The sequence below is a fragment of the Bradyrhizobium sp. 137 genome, assembly GCF_023074095.1.
GTDB lineage: Bacteria > Pseudomonadota > Alphaproteobacteria > Rhizobiales > Xanthobacteraceae > Bradyrhizobium.
The window spans coordinates 280,340-302,294 of the sequence record NZ_JADPKU010000055.1; the positions used below are offsets into that span (position 1 = coordinate 280,340).

Annotated in this window: 22 protein-coding genes and 1 pseudogene; 9 read left to right on the plus strand and 14 right to left on the minus strand. The window is 64.1% G+C overall.

Annotated features, from left to right (window positions below):
- Positions 1–52: 52 nt before the first annotated feature.
- The 3 genes from IVA78_RS17705 to IVA78_RS17715 are packed head-to-tail and all read right to left on the minus strand — an operon-like array spanning position 53 to position 1,847.
- Complete coding sequence (locus IVA78_RS17705) at positions 53–841, minus strand: di-trans,poly-cis-decaprenylcistransferase (RefSeq protein ID WP_247418271.1); 789 nt, start codon at positions 839–841, stop codon at positions 53–55.
- A 27-nt stretch (positions 842–868) separates the two neighbouring features.
- Positions 869–1,243 (minus strand): transcriptional regulator, encoded by a 375-nt coding sequence (locus IVA78_RS17710; RefSeq protein WP_247282057.1) that lies wholly within the window; start codon positions 1,241–1,243, stop codon positions 869–871.
- Entirely contained in the window at positions 1,230–1,847 is a 618-nt protein-coding gene (locus tag IVA78_RS17715) for a hypothetical protein (protein ID WP_247282014.1), read from the minus strand. Before IVA78_RS17715 ends, IVA78_RS17710 begins: the two co-directional genes overlap by 14 nt.
- A 198-nt stretch (positions 1,848–2,045) precedes the next feature.
- Between IVA78_RS17715 and IVA78_RS17720 the strand changes: the two genes are divergently transcribed.
- Complete coding sequence (locus IVA78_RS17720) at positions 2,046–3,293, plus strand: serine protease (RefSeq protein WP_247282015.1); 1,248 nt, start codon at positions 2,046–2,048, stop codon at positions 3,291–3,293.
- A gap of 78 nt (positions 3,294–3,371) precedes the next feature.
- Here the strand turns inward: IVA78_RS17720 and IVA78_RS17725 are convergent, their stop codons facing one another.
- The 5 genes and pseudogenes from IVA78_RS17725 to IVA78_RS17745 all read right to left on the minus strand — a co-directional run bounded on the left by IVA78_RS17725 (position 3,372) and on the right by IVA78_RS17745 (position 6,441).
- A complete protein-coding gene (locus IVA78_RS17725) occupies positions 3,372–4,109 on the minus strand; it encodes a DUF899 domain-containing protein (protein WP_247282058.1) in 738 nt (245 codons plus the stop codon).
- An 87-nt stretch (positions 4,110–4,196) separates the two neighbouring features.
- A pseudogene (locus IVA78_RS17730) lies at positions 4,197–4,463 on the minus strand (SRPBCC domain-containing protein); the annotation flags it as partial.
- A gap of 11 nt (positions 4,464–4,474) precedes the next feature.
- The gene (locus IVA78_RS17735; protein WP_247282016.1) at positions 4,475–4,933 is read right to left on the minus strand and encodes a metalloregulator ArsR/SmtB family transcription factor; all 459 of its coding nucleotides are present in this window, start codon (positions 4,931–4,933) and stop codon (positions 4,475–4,477) included.
- Positions 4,934–5,017: 84 nt separating this feature from the next.
- Entirely contained in the window at positions 5,018–5,320 is a 303-nt protein-coding gene (locus IVA78_RS17740; protein ID WP_247282017.1) for a DUF3551 domain-containing protein, read from the minus strand.
- 146 nt (positions 5,321–5,466) lie between these two features.
- A complete protein-coding gene (locus IVA78_RS17745; protein ID WP_247282018.1) occupies positions 5,467–6,441 on the minus strand; it encodes a tripartite tricarboxylate transporter substrate binding protein in 975 nt (324 codons plus the stop codon).
- Between the two features lie 124 nt (positions 6,442–6,565).
- Between IVA78_RS17745 and IVA78_RS17750 the strand changes: the two genes are divergently transcribed.
- A complete protein-coding gene (locus IVA78_RS17750; RefSeq protein ID WP_247282019.1) occupies positions 6,566–6,976 on the plus strand; it encodes a VOC family protein in 411 nt (136 codons plus the stop codon).
- Positions 6,977–7,113: 137 nt separating this feature from the next.
- Positions 7,114–8,694: an ATP-dependent acyl-CoA ligase gene (locus IVA78_RS17755; protein ID WP_247282020.1), complete on the plus strand. Its 1,581-nt coding sequence runs from the start codon at positions 7,114–7,116 to the stop codon at positions 8,692–8,694.
- A 63-nt stretch (positions 8,695–8,757) separates the two neighbouring features.
- On the opposite strand, the gene IVA78_RS17760 is transcribed toward IVA78_RS17755, so the two are convergent.
- From IVA78_RS17760 to IVA78_RS17770, 3 genes are all read right to left on the minus strand, one after another.
- Positions 8,758–9,852, minus strand: a complete 1,095-nt coding sequence (locus IVA78_RS17760) for an HD domain-containing phosphohydrolase (RefSeq protein WP_247282021.1) — start codon at positions 9,850–9,852, stop codon at positions 8,758–8,760.
- 334 nt (positions 9,853–10,186) lie between these two features.
- The gene (locus IVA78_RS17765) at positions 10,187–12,469 is read right to left on the minus strand and encodes a molybdopterin cofactor-binding domain-containing protein (protein ID WP_247282022.1); all 2,283 of its coding nucleotides are present in this window, start codon (positions 12,467–12,469) and stop codon (positions 10,187–10,189) included.
- Positions 12,466–12,954 carry a (2Fe-2S)-binding protein gene (locus tag IVA78_RS17770; protein WP_247282023.1) on the minus strand — a complete coding sequence of 163 codons (489 nt, stop codon included), beginning with the start codon at positions 12,952–12,954 and terminating at the stop codon, positions 12,466–12,468. The genes IVA78_RS17765 and IVA78_RS17770 overlap by 4 nt, the downstream gene beginning before the upstream one ends.
- A 625-nt stretch (positions 12,955–13,579) precedes the next feature.
- Here IVA78_RS17770 and IVA78_RS17775 point away from each other — a divergent pair.
- The 4 genes from IVA78_RS17775 (at position 13,580) to IVA78_RS17790 (ending at position 16,232) form a co-directional block, all read left to right on the plus strand.
- Complete coding sequence (locus tag IVA78_RS17775; RefSeq protein WP_247466731.1) at positions 13,580–14,344, plus strand: alpha/beta fold hydrolase; 765 nt, start codon at positions 13,580–13,582, stop codon at positions 14,342–14,344.
- Positions 14,345–14,369: 25 nt separating this feature from the next.
- Positions 14,370–14,711, plus strand: a complete 342-nt coding sequence (locus tag IVA78_RS17780; RefSeq protein ID WP_247282025.1) for a hypothetical protein — start codon at positions 14,370–14,372, stop codon at positions 14,709–14,711.
- Positions 14,712–14,869: 158 nt separating this feature from the next.
- Positions 14,870–15,541 (plus strand): dienelactone hydrolase family protein, encoded by a 672-nt coding sequence (locus IVA78_RS17785; RefSeq protein ID WP_247282026.1) that lies wholly within the window; start codon positions 14,870–14,872, stop codon positions 15,539–15,541.
- Between the two features lie 208 nt (positions 15,542–15,749).
- On the plus strand, positions 15,750–16,232 hold the full coding sequence (locus tag IVA78_RS17790; RefSeq protein ID WP_247282027.1) for a hypothetical protein: 483 nt from the start codon (positions 15,750–15,752) through the stop codon (positions 16,230–16,232).
- 163 nt (positions 16,233–16,395) lie between these two features.
- On the opposite strand, the gene IVA78_RS17795 is transcribed toward IVA78_RS17790, so the two are convergent.
- The 3 genes from IVA78_RS17795 to IVA78_RS17805 form a co-directional block, all read right to left on the minus strand.
- The gene (locus tag IVA78_RS17795) at positions 16,396–17,142 is read right to left on the minus strand and encodes a polysaccharide biosynthesis/export family protein (protein ID WP_247282028.1); all 747 of its coding nucleotides are present in this window, start codon (positions 17,140–17,142) and stop codon (positions 16,396–16,398) included.
- Between the two features lie 319 nt (positions 17,143–17,461).
- Positions 17,462–18,118, minus strand: coding sequence for a peptide-methionine (S)-S-oxide reductase MsrA (msrA, locus tag IVA78_RS17800; protein WP_247282029.1), 657 nt, complete (start codon positions 18,116–18,118; stop codon positions 17,462–17,464).
- Positions 18,119–18,243: 125 nt separating this feature from the next.
- Positions 18,244–18,561: a hypothetical protein gene (locus IVA78_RS17805; RefSeq protein WP_008540289.1), complete on the minus strand. Its 318-nt coding sequence runs from the start codon at positions 18,559–18,561 to the stop codon at positions 18,244–18,246.
- 402 nt (positions 18,562–18,963) lie between these two features.
- Between IVA78_RS17805 and rpsT the strand changes: the two genes are divergently transcribed.
- Positions 18,964–19,230 (plus strand): 30S ribosomal protein S20, encoded by a 267-nt coding sequence (gene rpsT, locus IVA78_RS17810; RefSeq protein WP_027549990.1) that lies wholly within the window; start codon positions 18,964–18,966, stop codon positions 19,228–19,230.
- A gap of 1,230 nt (positions 19,231–20,460) precedes the next feature.
- The gene (gene dnaA / locus IVA78_RS17815) at positions 20,461–21,870 is read left to right on the plus strand and encodes a chromosomal replication initiator protein DnaA (protein ID WP_247282031.1); all 1,410 of its coding nucleotides are present in this window, start codon (positions 20,461–20,463) and stop codon (positions 21,868–21,870) included.
- Positions 21,871–21,955 lie beyond the last annotated feature (85 nt).

A 21,955-nucleotide genomic window follows, 5' to 3' on the forward strand; every position in this document is an offset into this window, starting at 1 on the left:
TCCTGCGCGACCCGGTCGCCATGCGTGCCGCAGCGTGCTCTCGCACCGATGATCATGGCACCGCCGGCGATCGTCTCAGGCCAAGATCGATCACGCGCGTCCCATCATGCTCGCGAGAGCGCGGGCACTCCTCGGGCATGATCGCCTGGAGGCCGCCGAAACGGCGTTCGCGGCCGTGGAAAGCAGCGAGCGCTTCGGCGAGATCGCCCGCGTCGAATTCGGGCCACATCCGCTCTGTGAAGTGCAGCTCGGCATAGGCGCCTTCCCAGAGCAGGAAGTCCGACAGCCGCTTCTCGCCCGAGGTGCGGATGATGAGATCGACGTCGCGCAGGCTGGCCTCGCCGGTGACCAGTTGCGAGAACGCCTCGCGGGTGAGGCTGGTCAGCGCCGCTGCCTTGGCCGCGGCATTGAGGATGGCATCGCGCGCGGAATAGTCGACGGCGATGCGCAAATGCAGCGTGCTGCCATGGGCGGTCGCCTCTTCGGCACGCGCGATCGCGCTGGCGATGCCGTCGGGCAGACGGTCGCGACGGCCGATCACGGTTAGGCGCACGCCGTTCTTGACCAGGCTCTGCACTTCATTGGAAAGATAGAAGCGCAGCAACGTCATCAGCGCGGCGACCTCGGCCTTGGGCCTTCGCCAATTGTCGGTGGAGAAGGCGTAGAGCGTCAGCGTGCCGATGCCCTGCTTTGGCGCGGCCTCGACGATGCGGCGGATGGTCTCGACGCCGGCCTCGTGGCCGCGCAGGCGCGACAGGCCGCGCCGCGTCGCCCATCGACCGTTGCCGTCCATGATGATGCCAACGTGAAGCTTGTCGTCGAACACAGGCTTACTTTGCATTACAAAGTCTCCGGTCAAAAAAGGGGATCAAGCCGAAGCGAAGCCGAGACGGCCGAGCGGCGGGGCCTCGCGGCCGGCGGCCTTGGCGGCGTCGCGCACGAGGCGTTCGAGCACGGCGAGATAATCGAGGAAACGGCGGCGGCCGGACTTGGTAAGACGACAGGTCGTGTGCGGGCGATTGCCCTCATAACCCTTGGTCACCTCGACGAGGCCGGCCTCCTGGAGCACGGCGATGTGCCGGCTGAGATTGCCGTCGGTGAGGCCGCAGAGCTGCTTGAGGTCGGCGAATGCCAGCCCCTTGGGGTGCGCCATCAACGAGGTCAGCAGGCCGAGCCTCGCCTTCTCGTGGATGACGCGATCAAGCCCCTCATAGGAGAAGGGCGCGCTGTCAGACTTCGACATCATGGTCTCCGGATGCGAAATACAGAATGGCAGCCATCACCGACTGTCCGATCACGAAGGGCAGACCCATGGTCCATGGCGACAGCATCTTGGTCTGGCTCGCCAGCGTCACCACCGCAAAGCCGGACACGAAATACCAGGCGCCAACGAGCGCGACGGTGCGCGGCAGCGTGCGGACGGAGGCGAAGATGCCGAGCGACACCAGGATCTGCCACAAGCCGGGCAACAGCCACAGCGTTTCGGCCGCGAACTTCCACATCACCACCGCAAGCAGCACGCCGGCAGCGCCTGCCGGCAGGAACTGCTCGACCGCCTGGTAGATCATGGCATCGGCAAGACCGGAATGATGGCGGCGCGAGCGTGCGCGCATCTCGATCCCGATCAGGAGGCCGGAGAGCGCGGCGGCAATGAACCAGCCGGTGAAGAAGGCGAGCGGCTGGCTGGTGGGATCGCCGATCAGCCAGAATTGCAGGATCGCAGTGATGAGCGCGACGGCACCTGTCGCCGCCATAGTCGCCGGGCCGTAGCCGCGGAACGCGGTGCCCGCCGCGATCTGGCTGCGGATCGCCACGATATCGGCCAGTGCCTTGTCGAGATCGCGCATTGGCAATGCCAAAATCTCGTTCCGCTCATGCTTCCCGGGATCATTCCCGCCGCTTTGTATTGCAAAGTATATGGCACTGCAAAGTAAAGGCAAGCCCGAATGTCGCGGCAAGGAGATCTTGTCCGCGCGGGCAACTGCCGGTTGCGTTGCCGATCCCGCCACGGCTAAGATGCAGCCAAAGCATTCCCGGGGGCTGGTATGTGGCTTAAATCGTTTGTCGTTGCGTCTTTGTTGCAAGTGGGTGTCATCAACGCCGCGCGTGCGGCGGGACCGTTCGGCTCCGTCAATGTCGGCAACTGGATCGGCGGCGCCTTCAGCAATGACCAAACGGGCGGCTTCTCCCATTGCGCTGCGACGACGCCCTATGCGAACGGCGTCATCCTCGTCGTCAGCCAAAACGCCGCCGGCACCTGGTCGCTCGCCTTTGCGAGTCCCGGTTACCGCTTCAACAAGGGCGAGAACGCCGCGATCGACGTGACCTTTGACGGGCAGGAGCAAGCTAGGCTGTACGCTACGGCGTATCAGTCCAACATGCTCACGGCCATTATGCCGCTCAATGTCGTGCGTACGTTTCAAAAGGCGAGCCTTATGGTGGCAACAGCCGGCCGCGCCGTACTGAATTTCGATTTGACATCGACCGGGCCGGTCATCGCGGCATTGGCCAATTGCGTGAGCAAGGTGAAGGCCGACGGGCTCGACAAGGCCGGCGACTTCACCAAGGGTGCGGCCAAGCCGGCGGCCACGGCGGAGAAGCAGGCGTCTCCGCCGGCTGGAAGCAAAGTTGCCAGGGCCAGGAGCGGCACCGGCTTTGTGGTCAGCGCCAGCGGGCATGTTGTCACCAACAATCACGTGATCAATGGCTGCGTCGGCGACATCAGGGGCAATCTCACCGGCGAGGCCGCAATGGTGCTGCGCGTCGTTTCGACCGACGCCAACAATGATCTTGCTCTCCTTCAGGCGCCGTCGCCGACGGCATTCAAGGACTTTGCCCGGATCCGCGACCGCTCGTTTCACTCCGGCGATTCCGTCGTCGCGATCGGCTTTCCCTACCACGGACTGCTCAGCTCGGACTTCACCGTGACGACCGGTATCGTGAGCTCGCTCAGCGGCATGCGCAATGACACGCGTTTTCTGCAAATCAGTGCACCCGTGCAACCCGGCAATAGTGGCGGCCCGCTGTTCGACACCACCGGCCAGATCGTGGGCGTGGTCACCGGCAAGATCCCCGGATTGCGCATCGCCGCTGCGACCGGCGATATTCCCGAGAACATCAACTTCGCCATCAAAACCGGCGCGCTACGCGATTTCCTCGACAATTCCGTGGTGCCCTACCAGACCGCCGAGCCGAAGGGCGAGCTCAAGACCACCGACATCGCCGGCAATGCCCGCGCCTACACGATGCTGATCTCGTGCAATGCGACCGAGCAGGCCGACGCGAAGCGGTAGAACGGCGGCTGGCGGCGTCCCACACGCCGCCATCGTCCCGACGAAAGCCAGGACGACATGGCTGAACGAGGCGGCCTCTCAGCCGTGACAGCACGCCTCCTTCGCCGCCTGCGGTTCGTACTCGTCGCGCAGGCGAACCCAGTCCATCGGATAGGGCAAACCGTCCTCGTGACGGCCGAGCGGCGTAAGGTCGAGGTACTGATAGGCGGCATTCATCATATCGAGGCCGCGGGCGAAGCATGAGTAGGTGTGGAAGATCTCGCCCGCCTCGTTGCGAAAGAACACGCTGATGCCGGGCAGCTCGGGTCCATAGAACGGCGTGGTGCCGAAATTGTACTTCGGCACGCCCTTGTCGATCTGTTCGCGCGTGAACGAGACTTCATAATCGTAGTTGAAGTCGTTGCTTCCCGAGGAGACCCAGTCGAAGGTCCAGCCCATCCGCTTTTTGAACGCGTCGAGCTTGGCAACAGGCGCGAGCGAGATCGCAACCATGCTGGTGTCGCGCGCCGCCAGGTGCGGCACCATGCGCTCGAAACCGTCGGCCCAGAACGAGCAGCTCTTGCAGGCGGCGTCCCAATCGGGTGCGAACATCACGTGCTGCACCACGAGCTGCGGCCGGCCCTTGAAGAGATCGCCGAGCGTCAGCTTGCCGTTCGGTCCGTCGAACACGTAGTTCTTGTCGACCTTGACCCAGGGCAATGCACGGCGCTCCTCGGCCAGACGCTCGCGGGCGGCAGTGAGCTCCTTTTCATGGGCCAGATGAACCTTGCGGGCGGCGATCCATTGCTCGCGCGAGACGATCTGATGTTGCTGCATGGTATCCTCCTCTGATCGGGGTGAGCCGACGAAGGCGTCGAGCTTGTCGAAGAACGAGCTCCAGCCGCGCAAATGATTGTCGCGGGCGGTTTCGTCGAAGAACTGGGCATGATGGAAGACCATCAAGGTGCCGGCGCTGTCCGGCTTCAGCGTGATCGTCACCAGCGATTCGCGTTCCGGCGTCGAATGCCAGGCCCAGGTGAAGACCAGCCGCTCGTTCGGCACGACGTCGCGATAGGTACCGCCGGCCTCGAAATATTCGCCGTCGTCACGGGTGAAGCCGATGCGAAAGCTGCCGCCGGTGCGAACGTCGAGCTCGGCCCGAAGCGTCGCCGGCTTCATGTTCGGCGGCCCGAACCATTGCGCTAGCTGCTCGGCTTGCGTCCAGGCCGCGTAGACCTTTTCCGGCCGCGCGCGGAGCCGGCGCGTGAGCGTGAGGCTTGGACTTTCCTTTGGGCGTTCGGTTGAGCATTCGGCGGCGGCTGCGTTGGCCATGTCTCTTCCTCCACAAAGGCGGCGAGGCGATCGAGATTGTCGGACCAGAATTGGGCGTAGCGATTGAGCCAGTTCATCGCCTGCTCCATCGGCTGCGCGGTGAGCCGGCAGGCGACCGTTCGCCCGGTCTTCTCCCGCACGATCAGACCCGCATCCGTGAGCACGTCGAGATGCTTCATGATCGCCGGCAGCGAGATCGGGAACGGTGCGGCCAGCTCGCTCACCGACAGGGCGTCCTGCTCGCCGAGCCGCGCCAGCAGGGCACGCCGCGTCGGGTCGGATAGCGCCGCAAAGGTCCGGTCCAGCGTCTCGTCCTGATACTTAACCATTAGGTTTAGTATAGCCGCGAACGGTGACGCGTCAAGCGAGAAAGCCCGCACGCGGTTCTGCACGAGCGCGTGATCAGGCAGCGGTCAGTGGGACGTGGGGCGCGGCTCGTACGGCGCGACGGCCCGCCTGCGGTGCACCCGCGGCTGCGGTTGCAGCGGCTGCAGCTGGCCGTAGCCGAAACGGGGATTGCGATCGCAGAACAGCAGCCGGCCGGAGACGCTGGCCTGACATTGTTCATAGGTGCTGTAGGCGCATTCACCGGGATAGTCATACTCGCCGCCCTGGGCACACCAGGGATAGTCGCGCGCGGCGGCTGGAGGAATGGCGGCGAAACCGGCAAGGACCGTCACGCCGAGCGTCAGCAGCGCCAATCGGATATTGCGCATGATCCAACTCCTCTCCTGCTGGCGTGAGATACGCCACCATCCTCATCAGGTTTGGTCGCGCCAATTTATTCCAGATCGAGTGTAGCGCGCGTAAGAAAAAAGCCCTGCCGGACGGCAGGGCTTCAAGCGCGTTGATCACAAGATATCTACTCGACCTTCAGGCCGGCGAACTCGACGACCTTCTTCCATTTCTCGGTTTCGGCCTTGATCTCCTCACCGAACGCCTCGGGCGTCTGCACCCGCGGCTCGCCGCCGAGCTCGACCAGACGCTTGGTCATGTCGGGCTCCTTCATCAGCGCGTTGACCTCATTGTTGAGCTTGGCGATGATCTCCTTGGGCGTGTTCTTGGGTGCGCCCATACCGAACAACGCGCTGGCCTCATAACCCTTGACGGTCTCGGCGATCGCGGGCACGTCGGGCAATTGCGCAGAGCGTTCCGTGGTGGTGACGCCGATTGCACGCAAGCTGCCGGAACGGATGTGCTGGATGATCGAGGGCATGTTGTCGAAGATCACCTGCACCTGGCCGCCGAGCATGTCGGTGATCGCGGGCGCCGCGCCGCGATACGGCACGTGCTGCATCTTGCAGCCGGTCATGGCCATGAACATCTCGCCGGACAGATGCACCGAGGTGCCGTTGCCGGACGAGGCCATGTTCACCTTGCCGGGATTGGCCTTCACATATTCGATGAACTCGGCGACGGTCTTGGCCGGCACGTCCTTGTTGACCGTCATCACATTCGGCACACGCTGGAACGAGGCGACCGGGGCAATGTCGCGCACGAAGTTGAACTTCAGGTTGGTATAGAGCGAGGCGTTGATGTAGTTGGCCGGGTTGACCAGCTGCAGCGTGTAGCCGTCGGGCTCGGCGTTGACGACCGATTCGGTGGCGATATTGTTGCCGGCGCCCGGCTTGTTCTCGATCACGAATTGCTGGCCTAGCCTTTCCGACAGCCGCTGGCCGATCAGCCGCGCCAGGATGTCGGTGGCCCCGCCCGGCGGATAGCCGACCACCCATTTCACCGGACGGGCCGGATAATCGGCGGCAAGGGCCTTGGACAGCGGGGCGGCTGCAAGCGGACTGGCGGCGAGCAGGCCCAGCGCGGTACGGCGAGTGATCATCTCAAGGGTTCTCCCAGTGTTGTTCTTGAAAGACGGATATCTTGAAAGTGGCGTCGGCGCGGTTGTAACAAAGCTTGCCGCAGGCGGAAAGTGCACGGGGCGCATCACGACGAAAGGATAAGACATGCCGGTCAAGGTTCATGCCCTGGATCATCTCGTGATCAATGTCGCCGATGTCGCAGTGACTGCGGAGTGGTACCGCAGGAATCTCGGCATGGAAGTCAAGGTGTTCGACCCCGGCGGCGGCAAAGCGCCGCGGACTTCGCTCGTATTTGGTGACCAGAAGATCAACGTGCGGCCGCGCGATGGCGATAAGGTGGAGTGGTTCACCGCGGACCACCCGACCGCCGGCAGCGAGGATCTGTGCTTCCTCACCTCCTCCACGCCCGAAGAGGTGATGGCGCATTTGCAGGCGCACGGCGTTGCGATCGAGGAAGGGCCGGGCCCGAGGCAAGGTGCCCGCGGCACGCTGCGCTCGGTCTATTGCCGGGATCCCGACGGCAGCTTGATCGAGATCTCGTCTTACGCGGAATAGGGCGCGCTCGTCGAGAGAGCGAGCGCTGGCTGTTCCATGCCGCCCCGCCGAGTTGCTCCCCGCGCTGTCCAATGGCAGGAAGACGCAATCATCCAAAGACAGCCGCCATCAAGATGCAGGGCTGCACGGGAGGACACATGACCAATCCACAGACCGCCGCCGGGATCATAGGCCCTTTCGACGGGCTCGACGTGCCCTGGCTGCTGAAGCTGCGCGCCGAGGTGCGCCACTCACATCCGTTCCTGATCTGGGCGCCGTTCGATGCGCCGGCGCGGCGCTGGAGCTATGGCGAGTTTCACGAGCGGGTCGGCGCGCTCGCGGCGGGCCTCGCCAAGCGCGGCGTCAAGCCCGGCGAATATGTGCTCATCCATCTCGACAATTGCATCGAGGCGATGCTGGCCTGGTTCGCCTGCGTCGAATTGGGCGCAATCGCGGTGACCACCAACACCCGCTCGGCGCCAGCCGAGATCGCGTACTTCGCCGATCATTGCGGCGCGGCCGCCGCGATCACTCAGCCGTCCTATGCGGAAGTCGTCGCGCAGAATTGCCGCAACATCCGCTGGATGGCGGTGACCTCACACGATGCGGGCACAGCGCCTGCGCAAGCGGTCGCACGCGGCGACAGTTTTGAATCCCTGTTCGCCGACAGTGCCGACCGTCCCAGGCGCGCCCCCGATCCGCTCGCGCCGTGCAGCGTGCAGTACACATCGGGCACGACGTCGCGCCCCAAGGCGGTGCTGTGGACCCACGCCAACACACTGTGGGGCGCCAAGATCAACGCCGCGCATGAAGACCTTCATGCCGGCGACGTGCACCAGACCTACCTGCCGCTGTTCCACACCAACGCGCTGGCCTATTCCATGCTGGCGACGCTGTGGGTCGGCGCCACTTGCGTGATCCAACCGCGCTTCTCCGCCAGCCGGTTCTGGCACGTCGCGCGCGAGCACGGCGCGACCTGGACCTCGACGATTCCGTTCTGCATGAAAGCGCTGCTCGAGCAGGAGATCCCGCACGATCACAAATTCCGCCTGTGGGGCAGCGCGATCAACGAGCCGCCGGCGTTCGCCGCGTTCGGCGTCAAGATCATCGGCTGGTGGGGTATGACCGAGACCATCACCCACGGCATCGTCGGCGAGGTCGACCAGCCCAACATACCCATGTCGATCGGCCGCGCCGCGCCGGAGTACCAGATCCGCATCACCGATGACGACGGCCGGCCGACGGAAGTCGGCGGCACCGGCAATCTCTCGATCAAGGGCATCCCCGGTCTATCGCTGTTCGCCGAATATCTGCACAACGAGAAGGCGACGCGCGAGAGTTTTGACGAGCACGGCTTCTTCCTTACCGGCGACCGTGTCGAACGGCTGGCGAACGGCTACATCAAGTTCGGCGACCGCGCCAAGGACATGCTGAAGGTCGGCGGCGAGAACGTCGCGGCCTCCGAGATCGAGCAGGTGATCGCGCTCGTTCCCGGCGTGCGCGAGGCGGCGGTGGTGGCGAAGACGCATCCGATGCTGGACGAGGTGCCGGTCGTCTTCATCATTCCGCAGGGCGGCGTCGCCGGTGCGGTACGCGATCTGCATGATCGCGTGATGGCGGCCTGCCGCGCCGGCCTCGCCGACTTCAAGGTGCCACGCGAGATCAGGTTCGTGGACGACATGCCGCGCTCGACGCTGGAGAAGGTGGCGAAGGCGGAGCTGCGCAAGATGGTGGAGTGACTTCACCCTCCCCTGGAGGGGAGGGTAAGCAGGCCGCGCGCCTCTGGAATTGCAGCGTCTCGCTTAGAACGATCCCAGCGCCACCGGGCGGAACGCCTGCAACAGCTGCTGGTCGAGCTTGCCGCCCATGCCTTCCATCATCGTGAACGCACGCGAGTGGGTGAATGGCATGCGGTAGGCGCGCTTCTCCACGAGAGCGGCGTAGATGTCGACGATTGTCGTCAGCCGCACGATGTCGCTGATCTGGTTCGACGACAGGCCGTTGGGATAGCCGGAGCCATCGAGGAATTCATGATGATGCAGCACCACGTCGAGCATCTCCGGCGGGAAGCCGCCTTGCGCGGCGAGCGCGTCATAGCCACGGCGGGGATGCTGGCGCACCTCGGTCATCTCCTCGTCGGTGAGCTTGCCGGGCTTGTCGAGCAGTGCGGAGGGAACGAAGGCCTTACCGACGTCGTGCAGCAGCGCGGCGCGAGTCAGGCGGCGCTGGTCGTCCTCGCGCATGCCGAGATGCTGCGCGAAGGCGACGGCAAAGCCGGTGACGAACAGGCAATGCCGATAGCTGCCGACATGGTGACAGCCGACCGTGGTGAGCCATTCGCGCAACGAGGAGTGCTTGATCGCTTTCAGAATCTTGCTCTCGGCGGCAATGACGTCGTCGAAGGTCAGGGGCACGCCGAGCGGAAGCTTCTCGAACATCTTTGCCAGGACGGCATGCGCCGCCTCGACGCCGCGGTTGAGCGTCTTGCCGCGGTCGGTCGCGTCATAGAGGGCGGTGTCCGGGAACGCTGAGCGGATGCGCTGAAGGATGGCGTCCGCCTGCAGCGGGCGCGAGATGGTGTCGGTGGCGCCCAGCGCCCAGGCCTGCATGGTGCCGTGGTGGAGGGCATCGGCGAGTACGAACAGGCGCGGCATCGACCGATAGGCGTCGCCGCGCAGCTTGTTGCGCACCCGCTGCACGCTCTCGGGCGAGCGCAGATTGATGTCGACGACGAGGCCGGAGAGATCCCGCGACGGCCTGTCGGGGATGTCCTGGGTCGTCACCGTCGAGACCTCGCCGACCGCTTTCAGGATGCTGACGAGCTCGCTGCTCTCGTCGCTCCGGTCGGAAGCGAGCAGAAGCCGGCGTTTGGCGGCAGGTTTGGCTGAGGCGTTCATGACTTCCCCAAAAGGGTACCGAGAGCACGTGCGTATTGGCCTTAAGCCTAAGCCGGATCAGGTTCTCTGGCCCTTAAGAGGCGTCCTCAATGGAACCCTGCGCAATTGGAGGCAATTTGAGGAATTTCCGCTGTGGGGCGGCTGAAACAAAAAAGTCGAAAAACAACCCCATGCACAGTAGCGGGCCATTGAGGAATAAGGGGAATTTTGGGCGCCATAGCCACACCCTCCGCTGTCATCGCCCGGCTTGACAGCGACAGTGTGGAGGCGGCGCCAAAACAAATCCGCCGGAGGTTGCCCTCCGGCGGATCGTCTCAAGCTGTCTTGGCCAGCCTTACGCCTTCATGCTCGCCTTCACGGCTTCGGCCGTGATCGGCAGCGCCCGGACGCGGGCGCCGGAGGCGTTGAAGATGGCATTGCCGATGGCGGGCGCCACCACCGTCACCGCGGGCTCGCCGACGCCAGTTGCCTTCTCGCCGTTGGCGATCACGGCGACGGCGACCTCGGGCGTCTGGCTCATGCGCAAGGGCGTATAGCTGTCGAAATTGGTCTGCTCGATGCCACCGTCCTTGAGTGTCGCCTTCTCGTACATCGCCAGCGACAGGCCCCACAGCGCCGCACCCTCGACCTGGGCGCGGATGTTGTCGGGATGCACCTGGGTGCCGACGTCGGTTGCGACCGTGAGCTTCTTCACCGTCACCTCACCCGATGGCGCCACCGCGACATGGGCGACGCAGGCCGTCCAGCTCGCAGTCGCACGCTCCTGCGACGATACACAGGCCACACCCATGCCCTCGTCTTTCGGCAGCTGCTTGGTGCCATAGCCGGACAGTCCCATCGCGGCGAGCAGCGTGTTGCGCAGCCGCTGCGCGCCGCCGTCGTTCTTGCCGGCGCCATCGAGCAGCGAGATGCGGAACTGCGCGGGGTCTTTGCCCGTGGCCGCCGCGATCTCGTCGATCATGCTTTCGACCGCCCAGAAGGTCCAGCCCGGCGCCACCGAACGGAGCTGGCCGGACGGCGTGGCGTTGTGCGCGAGCTCGTTCTTGATCGCGCGCACATAATGGTTGGGCACGGTGTAGAAGAAGTCGGCCCCATTCACCGTGAAGGAATCGAGCGGGCCCTTCTTGTCGACCGACGGCGTCAGGAAGTCGGGGATTCCCCAGCGCGCGGTCGGCCAGGCCGAGACCACGTCGTGGCTGATCGCAATGAGCTTGCCATCGCCGTCCACGCCGGCCTTGACCTTTTGATAGGTAAGCGGGCGCGAGAAATCCATCGTCATGTCGTTCTCGCGCGAATAGATCACCTTCACCGGCTTGCCGACCGCCTTTGCCGCCTGCACCGCCGGAATCATCATGTCGGCATCGAGACGCCGGCCGAAGCCGCCGCCCAGCCACATCTGGTGCATGACCACGAATTTCGGATCGATCCCGGCTGCACCTGCAGCGATCGCGCCGGAGCGCGTCGCGAACTGGTTGCCGGAATAGATGTGCAGGATGTCGCCCTTGAACTCCGCTGTGGCGTTCATCGGCTCCAGCGGCGCGTGGATGTTGATGCTGGTGGTGTATTCGGCCTCCACCACCTTGGCCGCCGAACCGAGGGCTGCATTGGGATCGCCGTCCTTGACGAAGAACTGGCCGGAATCCTCTAACATCTGAAGCCGCTTGGCTTCATCGAGCAGCGACTGGCTCGACAGCTTGGCGTTCGGACCATTGTCATAGGCGATCTTCAGCGCTTGCGCCGCCTTCTTGGCGTTGGCGTAGGTGCCGGCCACCGCGACGACCCAGCCCGACGTCGTTCCGGTCTTGTCGTCGAGCGTGACGGCCTTGATGAAGCCCGGCACCTTCTTGGCGCCGCTGTCGTCGACCGATGTCACCGTGGCGCCGAAGCGCACCGGAGGCGTGACCACCGCGCCATAGACCATGCCCGGCAACATCACATCGATCCCGTACTTTGCCGTGCCATTGGTCTTTGAGGGGATGTCGAGCTGCGGCACCGACACGCCGATCATGGTGTATTGATCCGGCGTCTTCAGCTTGATCGCCTTCAGCTCATCCGGCGTGAAGGTTTTGGTCGCTTTGCCGCTCTTCACCACATCGGCGAACGACATTTGCTTCTTCGACTTCGGATGCACGATCATGGAATCGCGCACCACGAGCTCCGAGGCCGGCACACCCATGGCGGCAGCCGCGGCTTCCGTTAGTGCCATGCGGCCCGCGGCGCCCGCGCGGCTCATGGCGTCGAAGTTCATCATCGTCGACCAGCTGCCGCCGGTGATCTGCGCGCCCAGTACGGGATCATTGAACTTCGGGTCGTTGGAGGCAAGCGACACGCGCATGTCGCTCCACTTCGCGCCCAGTTCCTCGCAGACGATCTGCGCCATGGTGGAGGCGATATGCTGGCCCATATCGGCCTTGCCGCAGGTCACGGTGACGAGACCGTCCGGCGAGATCGCATACCAGACGCTCGGCTCGAAGTTCGAAGGCGCCGCAAGCGCGTCGCTGATGCCGGGCACGCCGGAATAACCGAGCACGAGACCCGTCGCGGCGGTGCCGACGAGGAAGGAGCGGCGGCTGAGATCGGTCGCCTCTGGGACGACGTTGTTCACGTGCTTATTCATGTGGGCCTCCGTTCGGTGGCCGTGGATGCGGTGCGCATCTCGGACGCGGCCCGCATGATCGCCTTCTGGATCCGCGAATAGGTCATGCAGCGGCAGAGATTGCCATCCATGTGAGCGACGACCTCTTCCTTGGTCGGATTGGGATTCTTCGACAGCAGCGAGGCTGCCTGCATGATCTGCCCGGACTGGCAATAGCCGCATTGCGGCACCTGCTCGGCGATCCACGCCTTCTGCAAGGGATGATCGCCCTTGGCGGAGAGGCCTTCGATGGTGGTGATCTTCTTGCCGGCGACGTCTCCGACCATGGTCTGGCACGAACGCACGGCTTCGCCGTTGACGTGCACGGTGCAGGCACCGCACAGCCCGGCGCCGCAGCCGAACTTGGTGCCGGTCATCTGCAATTGCTCGCGGATCGCCCAGAGGAGCGGCGTGTCGTTCGCCGCATCCACGGACAGACTCCGCCCGTTGATGGTGAGTGTTGGCATAGGCGTCTTCCCCTGCCGGTGCATGAAGCCGCTTACGGCGGCAACTTGTGCGGCGGACGCCCACCGGGCTGGCGTCGACCTTGACGGCGAGCATGATCGCGTTAACGCGCGGAGGCAAATGCAATTTGGAATGGGTCGAAAAAACCAGCTCTGCACTTGCTCGTTGTGCGCCGCGCCAAGGACGCGGTGCAGCCACTGGACACAACGGCAAGCGCATCCGACATGCGAGCCCGTAGGCTTGGTGGCGTCCGAGGATGGCCAAACGGTCACCTACGGCCCGGTCACGCTCGGCACCATTGCTTATCGGGCGGATCAATTAAGAACGCCAAAGCGCTGTGGACCTTGGGGACAACGCTGCGCGTTGCCCCCAGGGTCCACAGCCCCAACAACAGCAGGCCTGAACGAAACGAGAATTGTGTTACCCATGTCGTCGGTTTGAACTGTTACCCATGTCGCCGGTTGCTCAGCGCGAAGCGCCGGATGAGGGGTATCTCTCGGCTCGCGAGACTGTTTGTGAGGGGAGAACCCCTCACCCGGCTTCGCTGCGCGAAGCCACCCTCTCCCACAAGGGGAGAGGGTGCACCGTTATCGCGGCGACGAAACCAGAAACAACAGGGCGGGAGCAATGCCAAGGATCGATCGAGACGGCGTCGGAATCTACTACGAGGTTCATGGTGAGGGGCCGCCGTTGCTGCTCACTCACGGCTATTCATCGACATCGGCGATGTGGCATGGGCAAATCGATGCGCTCGCGAAAAACCACAAGCTCGTGCTGTGGGACATGCGCGGCCACGGCCAGTCCGATTACCCCGATGATCCCGACGCCTACAGTGAAGCACTCACGGTCGGCGACATGGCGGCGATCCTCGATGCTGTCGGCACTGAGCGCGCCATCATCGGGGGTCTCTCGCTCGGCGGCTACATGTCGCTTGCGTTCTATCGCGCCTACCCACAGCGCGCCCGCGCGCTGCTGATCATCGACACTGGCCCGGGCTTCAAGAAAGACGATGCGCGCGAGGCCTGGAACGCGCGCGCGCTTGCCACCGCCGACAGGCTCGACCGCGAAGGCCTTGACGTCCTCAAATCGGCGACGCGCGAGCGCGCCACCGCCAGCCATCGCAACGCCGACGGGCTGGCGCTCGCCGCACGCGGCATGCTGACCCAGCGCGACGCGCGCGTGATCGAGCTATTGCCCGACATCACGGTGCCGTCGCTGATCGTGGTCGGCGCCGACGACACGCCGTTCCTGGCGGCGTCCGACTACATGGCGGCAAAGATCCCCGGCGCACAAAAGGTCGTGATCCCCGCCGCCGGACACGCCGTCAACATCGATCAGCCCGAGGCTTTTGTTGACGCGGTCGCGCCTTTCCTGAAGAACTTGCCGGGATAGGCCGGTCAATCGAGGACGCAAGACCATGATGCGAGGGATCTTCGCGGTGGGCGCAGTCGTGTCGCTGCTGGCGTCGGCGGCGCAGGCCGAGCCGTTCGGCACCGTGCCGCCGCGCCGACCGTTCCTCGCAACCTTGTCGAACAACACGCCGCTCGCCTTCGGCATGGATGCCGAACAGACCGCCCGTGCCCTCGGCCAGCCGCTGCAATATGTGCGCGGGCGTCCTGGCGACGAAATCTATCTTGCTTTGCGCAACATCGGCGGCAGCCGCTTGATCCCCAACCGCCACCGCCTGTTCCTGCAATTCCGTCACGGCCGGCTGGCAGGATGGAAGGAGGATTACGGCGAGAACTGGATGTGGGAGTGAGGTGGACCTCCCCGTGGTGAGGAGCGGCGAAGCCGTGTCTCGAACTAAAGGCCCCGCGGCGACATCTCGGCCTGGCATCCTTCGAGACGCGCTGACGCGCTCCTCAGATGAGGGGAAATAGCTTTCGGATCGAAGACCAACCAAGAAGGACAACCTGCGTGGGACAAGATATCAAGCTGACGGCTTCGGACAATTTCCAGCTGGGCGCCTATCGCGCCGATCCCGCAGGCACCGCGAAGGGCGCGGTGGTGGTGATCCAGGAGATCTTTGGGGTCAATCACCACATCCGCTCGGTCTGCGATCGGCTCGCCAAGGAGGGTTATGTCGCGATCGCGCCGTCGATCTTCGATCGGACCGCGCCGAATTTCCAATCGGGCTACTCGCCCGACGAGATCGCGGAGGCGCGCAAATTCGTCGCCAATCCGGACTGGGCCGCGATGCTGCGCGACACCCAGGCGGCGATCGATGCGGCGCGGGGTGCTGGCCCGGTCGGCATCATCGGCTTTTGCCTTGGCGGCAGCATCGCCTTCCTCGCGGCGACGCGGCTGTCGGGCCTCAAGGCCGCGATCGGCTATTACGGCGGCGCGGTGGTGCGCTTCGCGGACGAGACGCCGAAGGTGCCGACGCAGCTGCATTTCGGCGAGAAGGATGCCGGCATTTCCTTGACCGACGTCGACGCCATCAAGGCGAAGCGGCCCGATGTCGAAGTCTTCGTCTATCCGGGCGCGCAGCATGGCTTCCATTGCGACGAGCGGGCAAGCTACGACAAGGCCAGCGCCGACATCGCCTGGCCGCGCAGCATGGATTTTTTCGCAAAGCATTTGAAGTAGAGCACAGCATTTCTCTCTCCGTCATCCCGGGGCGCGCGGAGCGCGAGCCCGGTATCCATTGTGCGTCAGGGTTAGTGGAAGAATGGATTTTGCGCTCGCGACGTCGTTGCGCCGCGGACATGACGGAGAGAGCGGAAATCGGGTGGCTGCATCAGGCCGCGCGGCGATAGAGCTGGCCGATCAAGCCAACTCGCTCCGGAGCTTCGCCATGCAGCAAGCCATCACGCACCTCATCCGTCGCAATCCGTTCGGAACCATGGACGTGCCAGAGCCCGATGATTCCGAAGTGAGGAACTATGCCGCGACGGCCACGCTGTCCGGCGATGCCGCGGACGCCAACGCGGCGGCGTGGGCAATAGCCGCTTCGCCCTCCGATCCGCTCGAGGGCTGCTGGCAGAGCCGCTGGAATGGCGGCGCCGATCCGACCATTGCCGGCGATACATCGGACAGATGGAAAGAAGGGCGCGCGGAAATCCGCATCACGGGAGGCCGCATCTACCTGCGCTTCGACTGGGACAACGGCCGCCGGCACGGGCTGATCGATGCGGCGCGGGAGGGCGCGGATCGCCTGGTCGGCAAGTACATCAACCTGACCACGCCGGCGATCACACGGCCATGGGTCGGGCGCGTGGTCGACGATACGCGGATCGACGGGTGTTTTCCGAACGGGCGGCTGGATTTCCGAAGGTGAAATGCGGACGTAGCGCCCCCACTCTCACCTTCGTCAATTCTGGGACGCGCCGACAGGCGCAGACCCGGAAAGATCCATCTTGCCACAGAGTTGGTGGAGGAATGGATTCCGGACTCGCGCTCACGTGCGCCCCGGAATGATGACGGAGATAGTCGGCTGAAACCTAAAACCAGCGCTCGCCGACGAACACGGTGTCACCCGGCGCCAAGGGCGTGCCGAGCGGGACGACGGCGCGCATAGCGCCGCCAGCTTCGGTGTGCGTGACCGTGACCACATCGCGCTTGGCGCGGGGCGAGAAGCCGCCGGCGATGGCGACCGCGCTTTCGACCGTCATATTCGGCACGTAAGGATATTGGCCGGGCGCGAGGACCTCGCCGAGAATGAAGAACGGGCGATAGGCCTCGATCTCCACGGCGACCGAGGGCTCGCGGATATAGCCGTTGCGCAGGCGTGCGGCGATTTCGCCGGCAAGGCCCGCCGTGGTGCGTCCGCGCGCCGGCACCGCGCCGATCAGCGGCATGGTGATGGAGCCGCCGGCATCGATCGCATAGCTGTTGGTGAGACCTTCCTGGCCGTAGACCACGACGCGCAGCTTGTCGCCAGCATCGAGATGGTAGGAAGAGTCATAGCGCACCGGCGCCGCCATGGGCACGGCATAGCCGACCGGCATGGGCGCGGGCGACGAGGCGAAGGAATTGCGCAGCGCGCCGATGGCGCCGCCACCGTCGGCGACGACAACGGGCTGCGGCGCGCCATAGGGCTGGCCGTAGGCCATGGAGTCGAGATCGGGGCGCGGCTGCATCACCGCGACCGGGCCGGCGGTCTGCATGCAGCCGCCAAGGGCAAGCGCCGCGGACGCTGCCAGGGACGCTGCCAAACTCGACCATCGAAACGCGCGTGCAACCGGCACCGGACCCATCCCTCGAAACGAGACAGCTCCAGTCTTGCACCGGTTATGGTTAATAAAGCGTTTCGTACCCTCGCCTGGAGGTTGAGAGCGGGTTCCTGTGGCCATCCTTCGAGACGCCCGCTTTAGGCGGGCGCCTCAGGATAAGGACGGAATGCGTGGCAGCAGTGTCAACGGGCCGTGCTGCTTAGCCTCATCCAGAGGAGACCGCGAAGCGGTCGTCTCGAAGGACGAGGCCTGCGCTCCGGCGTTGCGAGAAGTCATATGCGATGCTCTACCCTCCAGAGGGCGGGTAAGCGCAGCACGCTTCGACCACTTTCAATTACGCGCTCACACCGACTCCAATCGGGCAGGACACGCCGGTGCCCCCTAAGCCGCAATAGCCGGCGGGATTCTTCGCCAGATATTGCTGATGGTAGTCCTCGGCGAAATAGAATGCGCCGGCGGGCGCGATCTCGGTGGTGATGTCGCCGAGACCCTTTGCGGTAAGCGCCTTCTGATAGAGCGCTCTCGATTCCGCGGCGGCCTTCTTCTGCGCGTCGCTGAAGGTGTAGATCGCGCTGCGGTACTGCGTGCCGACATCGTTGCCTTGGCGCATGCCCTGCGTCGGGTTGTGGCTCTCCCAGAATGTCTTCAAGAGCCTGTCGTAGGAGATCTTGTTGGGATCGAACACGACCAGCACCACTTCGGTATGGGCGGTGCGGCCCGAACAGACCTCTTCATAAGTTGGGTTCGGCGTGTGGCCGCCGGCATAGCCGACGGCAGTCACATGGACGCCATCGCCGAGCTCCCAGAACTTGCGCTCGGCGCCCCAGAAGCAGCCGAGGCCGAATACCGCCTGCTCGAGACCGGGGGGATAAGGCGGCTGCAGCTTCGCACCGTTGACGAAATGGGTGGTCGCAGTCGGGATGGCTTGCGCACGGCCCGGCAGCGCCTCAGTTGCGCTCGGCAATGCGGTGGTCTTGCGCATGAACAGCATGATTGGGTCTCCGCAACGAGCCGTCCGGTCCATGAGACAAGCGCTCAGGCGGCGAGCTCGCGATCAGTGGGGAATATAAGCATCTACGCAGCGAGAGGTAGCTCTGTTACGTGGCCCGCGCGCGCTCAATCCCGAGAATAGCCGATCAGCGGTTTCCGGGGGCGGAACAGGATCATCAGCAGGATGCCGAGAACGCCGAGAACGGCGAACACCGGCTGATCCAGCACCAGGCGGATCACCGAGGTCCAGAGCCAAGGCGCCTTGGCCTCGACCCAGGTCCGGAACGCGGTCTGGCTGGCCTGATTGATATCGTTCCAGAACTGGCCGAACCGGGTGAACTTGAGGGTCTGGTCGGCCACCCAGCGGGCGCCGTCATAGACCATGAAGATGAACCCGCCGGCGAGCAGCAACAGCCCAATAAGTCGGAAAAAGCCGCGGATCATGCCTCACCTACGATGGTCGTCCGACCGGACGGCCTTGCGGAACGTCGCCAGCCAATAGCCGGGCGACGGCAGAAATTCAACCTCTTCAGAGCGTTAGGGCCCGCCTCCAGCCCGTTCGCGGCCGCTTTTCCAACTCCCGAAAGCGTTGACGGTGCCGAAGACCCTCTCTATAAGGACGCCAACTGGCGGTGGGCGCAATCCTGCCGCCGCTGTTCTTTGAGCAATTGCAGGCACCTTGAGCTTAAGACTCTTTGGAGCCTCAGAGACGACCGCAAGGCCGTCGCTCATGTTCCGGGAACGGCCCAGCAACCGAACACCCTAAATCCGAGCGTCGATTAAGCGGTCAAGCAGCCGGCGCTACCCGACCAAGACGCGACCGGTACCGCAAAGGACATTGAGACCATGGCCAATACCACTTCCGCCAAGAAAGCGACGCGCAAGATCGCCCGCCGCACCGCCGTCAACAAGTCGCGCCGCACTCAGATGCGCGGTGCCGTGCGCACCGTCGAGGAAGCCATCAAGACCGGCGATCGCGCCGCTGCCGTGAAGGCGCTGGCGAATGCCGAGCCGGCGTTGATGCGTGCCGCGCAGCGCAACATCATTCACAAGAACAACGCCAGCCGCAAAGTCTCGCGCCTCACCGCGCAGATCGCCAAGCTCGCGAAGTAATCGGCGTGATCTGATCGGCCCGACCCGATCAGCACGTCAAACAAAGCCCGGCATCGCGCCGGGCTTTTTTGTTGATTCACGCAAGCAGTGACGCCATTGCTCGATCTTCGCATTGGAAGATCTGGATCGTCTGCACTATTCTTCGTACCGTAATTCTACCTGCAGATGTTCTGCAACAGCGGAAACTTTCACCGCGTTGCAAAAACCCCTGCGCTGCCGGCTTGAATTGAATCCGCGAGTGACGAAAGTTCTACACACCGTAGATTCACAGGAACGCACGTCGGCGTGGAGTTACCCTGCAAAACGAGACTCAAAAAACGATGTCTCGCTAATCACTTATCGACATAGTGATCGCAAGCGTTTGGAAAAATCGCCGGCACGTCAGGGGCGTGACGAATTTGTAAAAAAATATTGGCGGTGGCGGAGAATTTGTCACATGAGGCGCGGCGTTCTCGATTCTGTGCACGAATCCAAAAACTTGCTTCGCAGCCTGTGAACAACTCGGGCGCGCCATTAACGCAGATCAAGTTTTTTGATGCCTCAAGTGTGAATCAATTCGATTGCGAGTCTTTCCGCTTAGTGTATTCCTTAAGTCGTCAGCGGCGCCCACGATCTTCAGACCAGCGCGGTTTAGGAAACGGGGCGAGCGTGCAAATCGGCGGCGATGTGCACGTAGGCGACGCTTCAACAAGCGATGTCGGTTCAAAACCCATAGCAATATGGGAATGGTAGTTTTTTGTCTGAATGTCTCCAAGTGGGATCTTCCCGCCTCGCGCCAAGCGCTCACGAGAGACATCGCAAGGCTACCCCGGCTCGCAAGGCGGCGAAGTCGAGCGGACGAGTATAGACGGGCAGGGCATCCGCGACTGGGGCTTTCAGGTGCGGCTGTCTTTCACACGCAGGACCTTGTCGTGAGCAATCACGGCGGGACGGGGAGGTATCATGTCCTACGGATTCAACGCGGTATTGACACAGTGTCCTTCTTTCGGCGATGCCGTCTCCGATCCGTCATACGGCCAGCCTCCCACGTGTGAGAGCGCGCAGAGTACGCGCTGACCTCGCGACCCCTTCATCTCTGACATCGCTGATCGGACGCGGCGTTCTCGCCGGACGGTCGAGCCATGCCTGACGATGGACTCGCTTGAGGTCGTGCCATTCCAGGGATCCCGGCAGGAACCCTGCATGGCGCTCACAACGCAACCTTATCTCTCAAGAGAAGTTTTTCAGACGATGACAATGGAACAGGATCGCTGGTCACGCGTGAAGGGTCGGCTGCGCTCAAGCGTTGGCGAAGACGTTTACACGAGCTGGTTTGCGCGCATGGATCTGGAAGGCGTGCAGGACGAGAGCGTGCGGCTCTCGGTCCCGACCCGCTTCCTGAAGAGCTGGATTCAGGCCCATTACGCCGAGCGCGTGCTGTCGTGCTGGCAGGCCGAGATGCCGGAAGTGCATCGCATCGATCTCACGGTCCGCTCGGCGGTGCGCCCGCTCGCCCAGCCGAAGGAAGCGCCCGCCCCGGTCGAGGCGCGCCGCACGCCGGCGCCGGAGCTGCGCTCGACCGCGACCGCGCCAGTCTCGGCCAATCACGATGCGCTCGGCGGCTCGCCGCTCGATCCGCGCCTGACCTTTGCGAGCTTCGTCGTCGGCCGCTCCAACACGCTGGCGCATGCAGCCGCTCGCCAGGTCGCCGAAGGACGCCGCGGCGACCCCGTGATGTTCAACCCGCTCTACATCCATGCCGGCGTTGGCCTCGGCAAGACGCATCTCCTGCAGGCGGTGACCTGGGCCGGCAATTCCGGCAACGAGCGCAAAGTGCTGTATCTCACTGCGGAGAAATTCATGTACGGCTTCGTCGCCGCGCTGAAGACGCAGACGGCGCTGGCCTTCAAGGAAGCGCTGCGCGGCATCGACGTGCTCGTCATCGACGATCTCCAGTTCCTGCAAGGCAAGTCGACCCAGGCCGAGTTCTGCCACACGCTGAACGCGCTGATCGACGCCGGCCGCCAGGTCGTGATCGCGGCCGACCGTCCGCCGTCCGACCTCGAGAGCCTGGACGATCGCGTCCGCTCGCGGCTCGCCGGCGGCCTCGTGGTCGAGATGGGCTCGCTCGGCGAGGAGCTGCGGCACGGCATTCTCAAGTCACGTGTCGCGGCGGCCCGCGCCCACCATGCAACTTTCGAGGTGCCCGAGGAGGTGCTGCACTATCTGGCGCGCACCATCACCCATAACGGCCGCGACCTCGAAGGCGCGATCAACCGTCTGCTGGCGCACTCGAAACTCAACAACCGCCCGGTGACGCTGGAAATGGCCGAGCACGAGGTGCGCGACCTGGTCCGGCCGCAGGAGCCCAAGCGGATCAAGATCGAGGACATCCAGCGCGTGGTGGCGCGGCAGTATAACGTGAGCCGCTCCGATCTCTTGTCCTCGCGTCGCACCGCCAACGTGGTCCGCCCGCGCCAGGTGGCGATGTATCTCGCCAAGACGCTCACCCTGCGCTCGCTGCCCGAGATCGGCCGCCGCTTCGGCGGACGCGATCACACCACGGTGCTGCATGCGGTGCGCAAGATCGAGGCGCTGGTTTCCAAGGACACCGCGCTGTCCGAGGAAGTGGAATCGCTGAAGCGCCAGCTTCAGGAATAAACGCCTAGAGCTCCCGCCATGCTCCCGCCGCCCCGGCCAGGCCTGGGCGGCGGCTTTCGTTCTGGGCGGTAAATCGTGGGGGAAC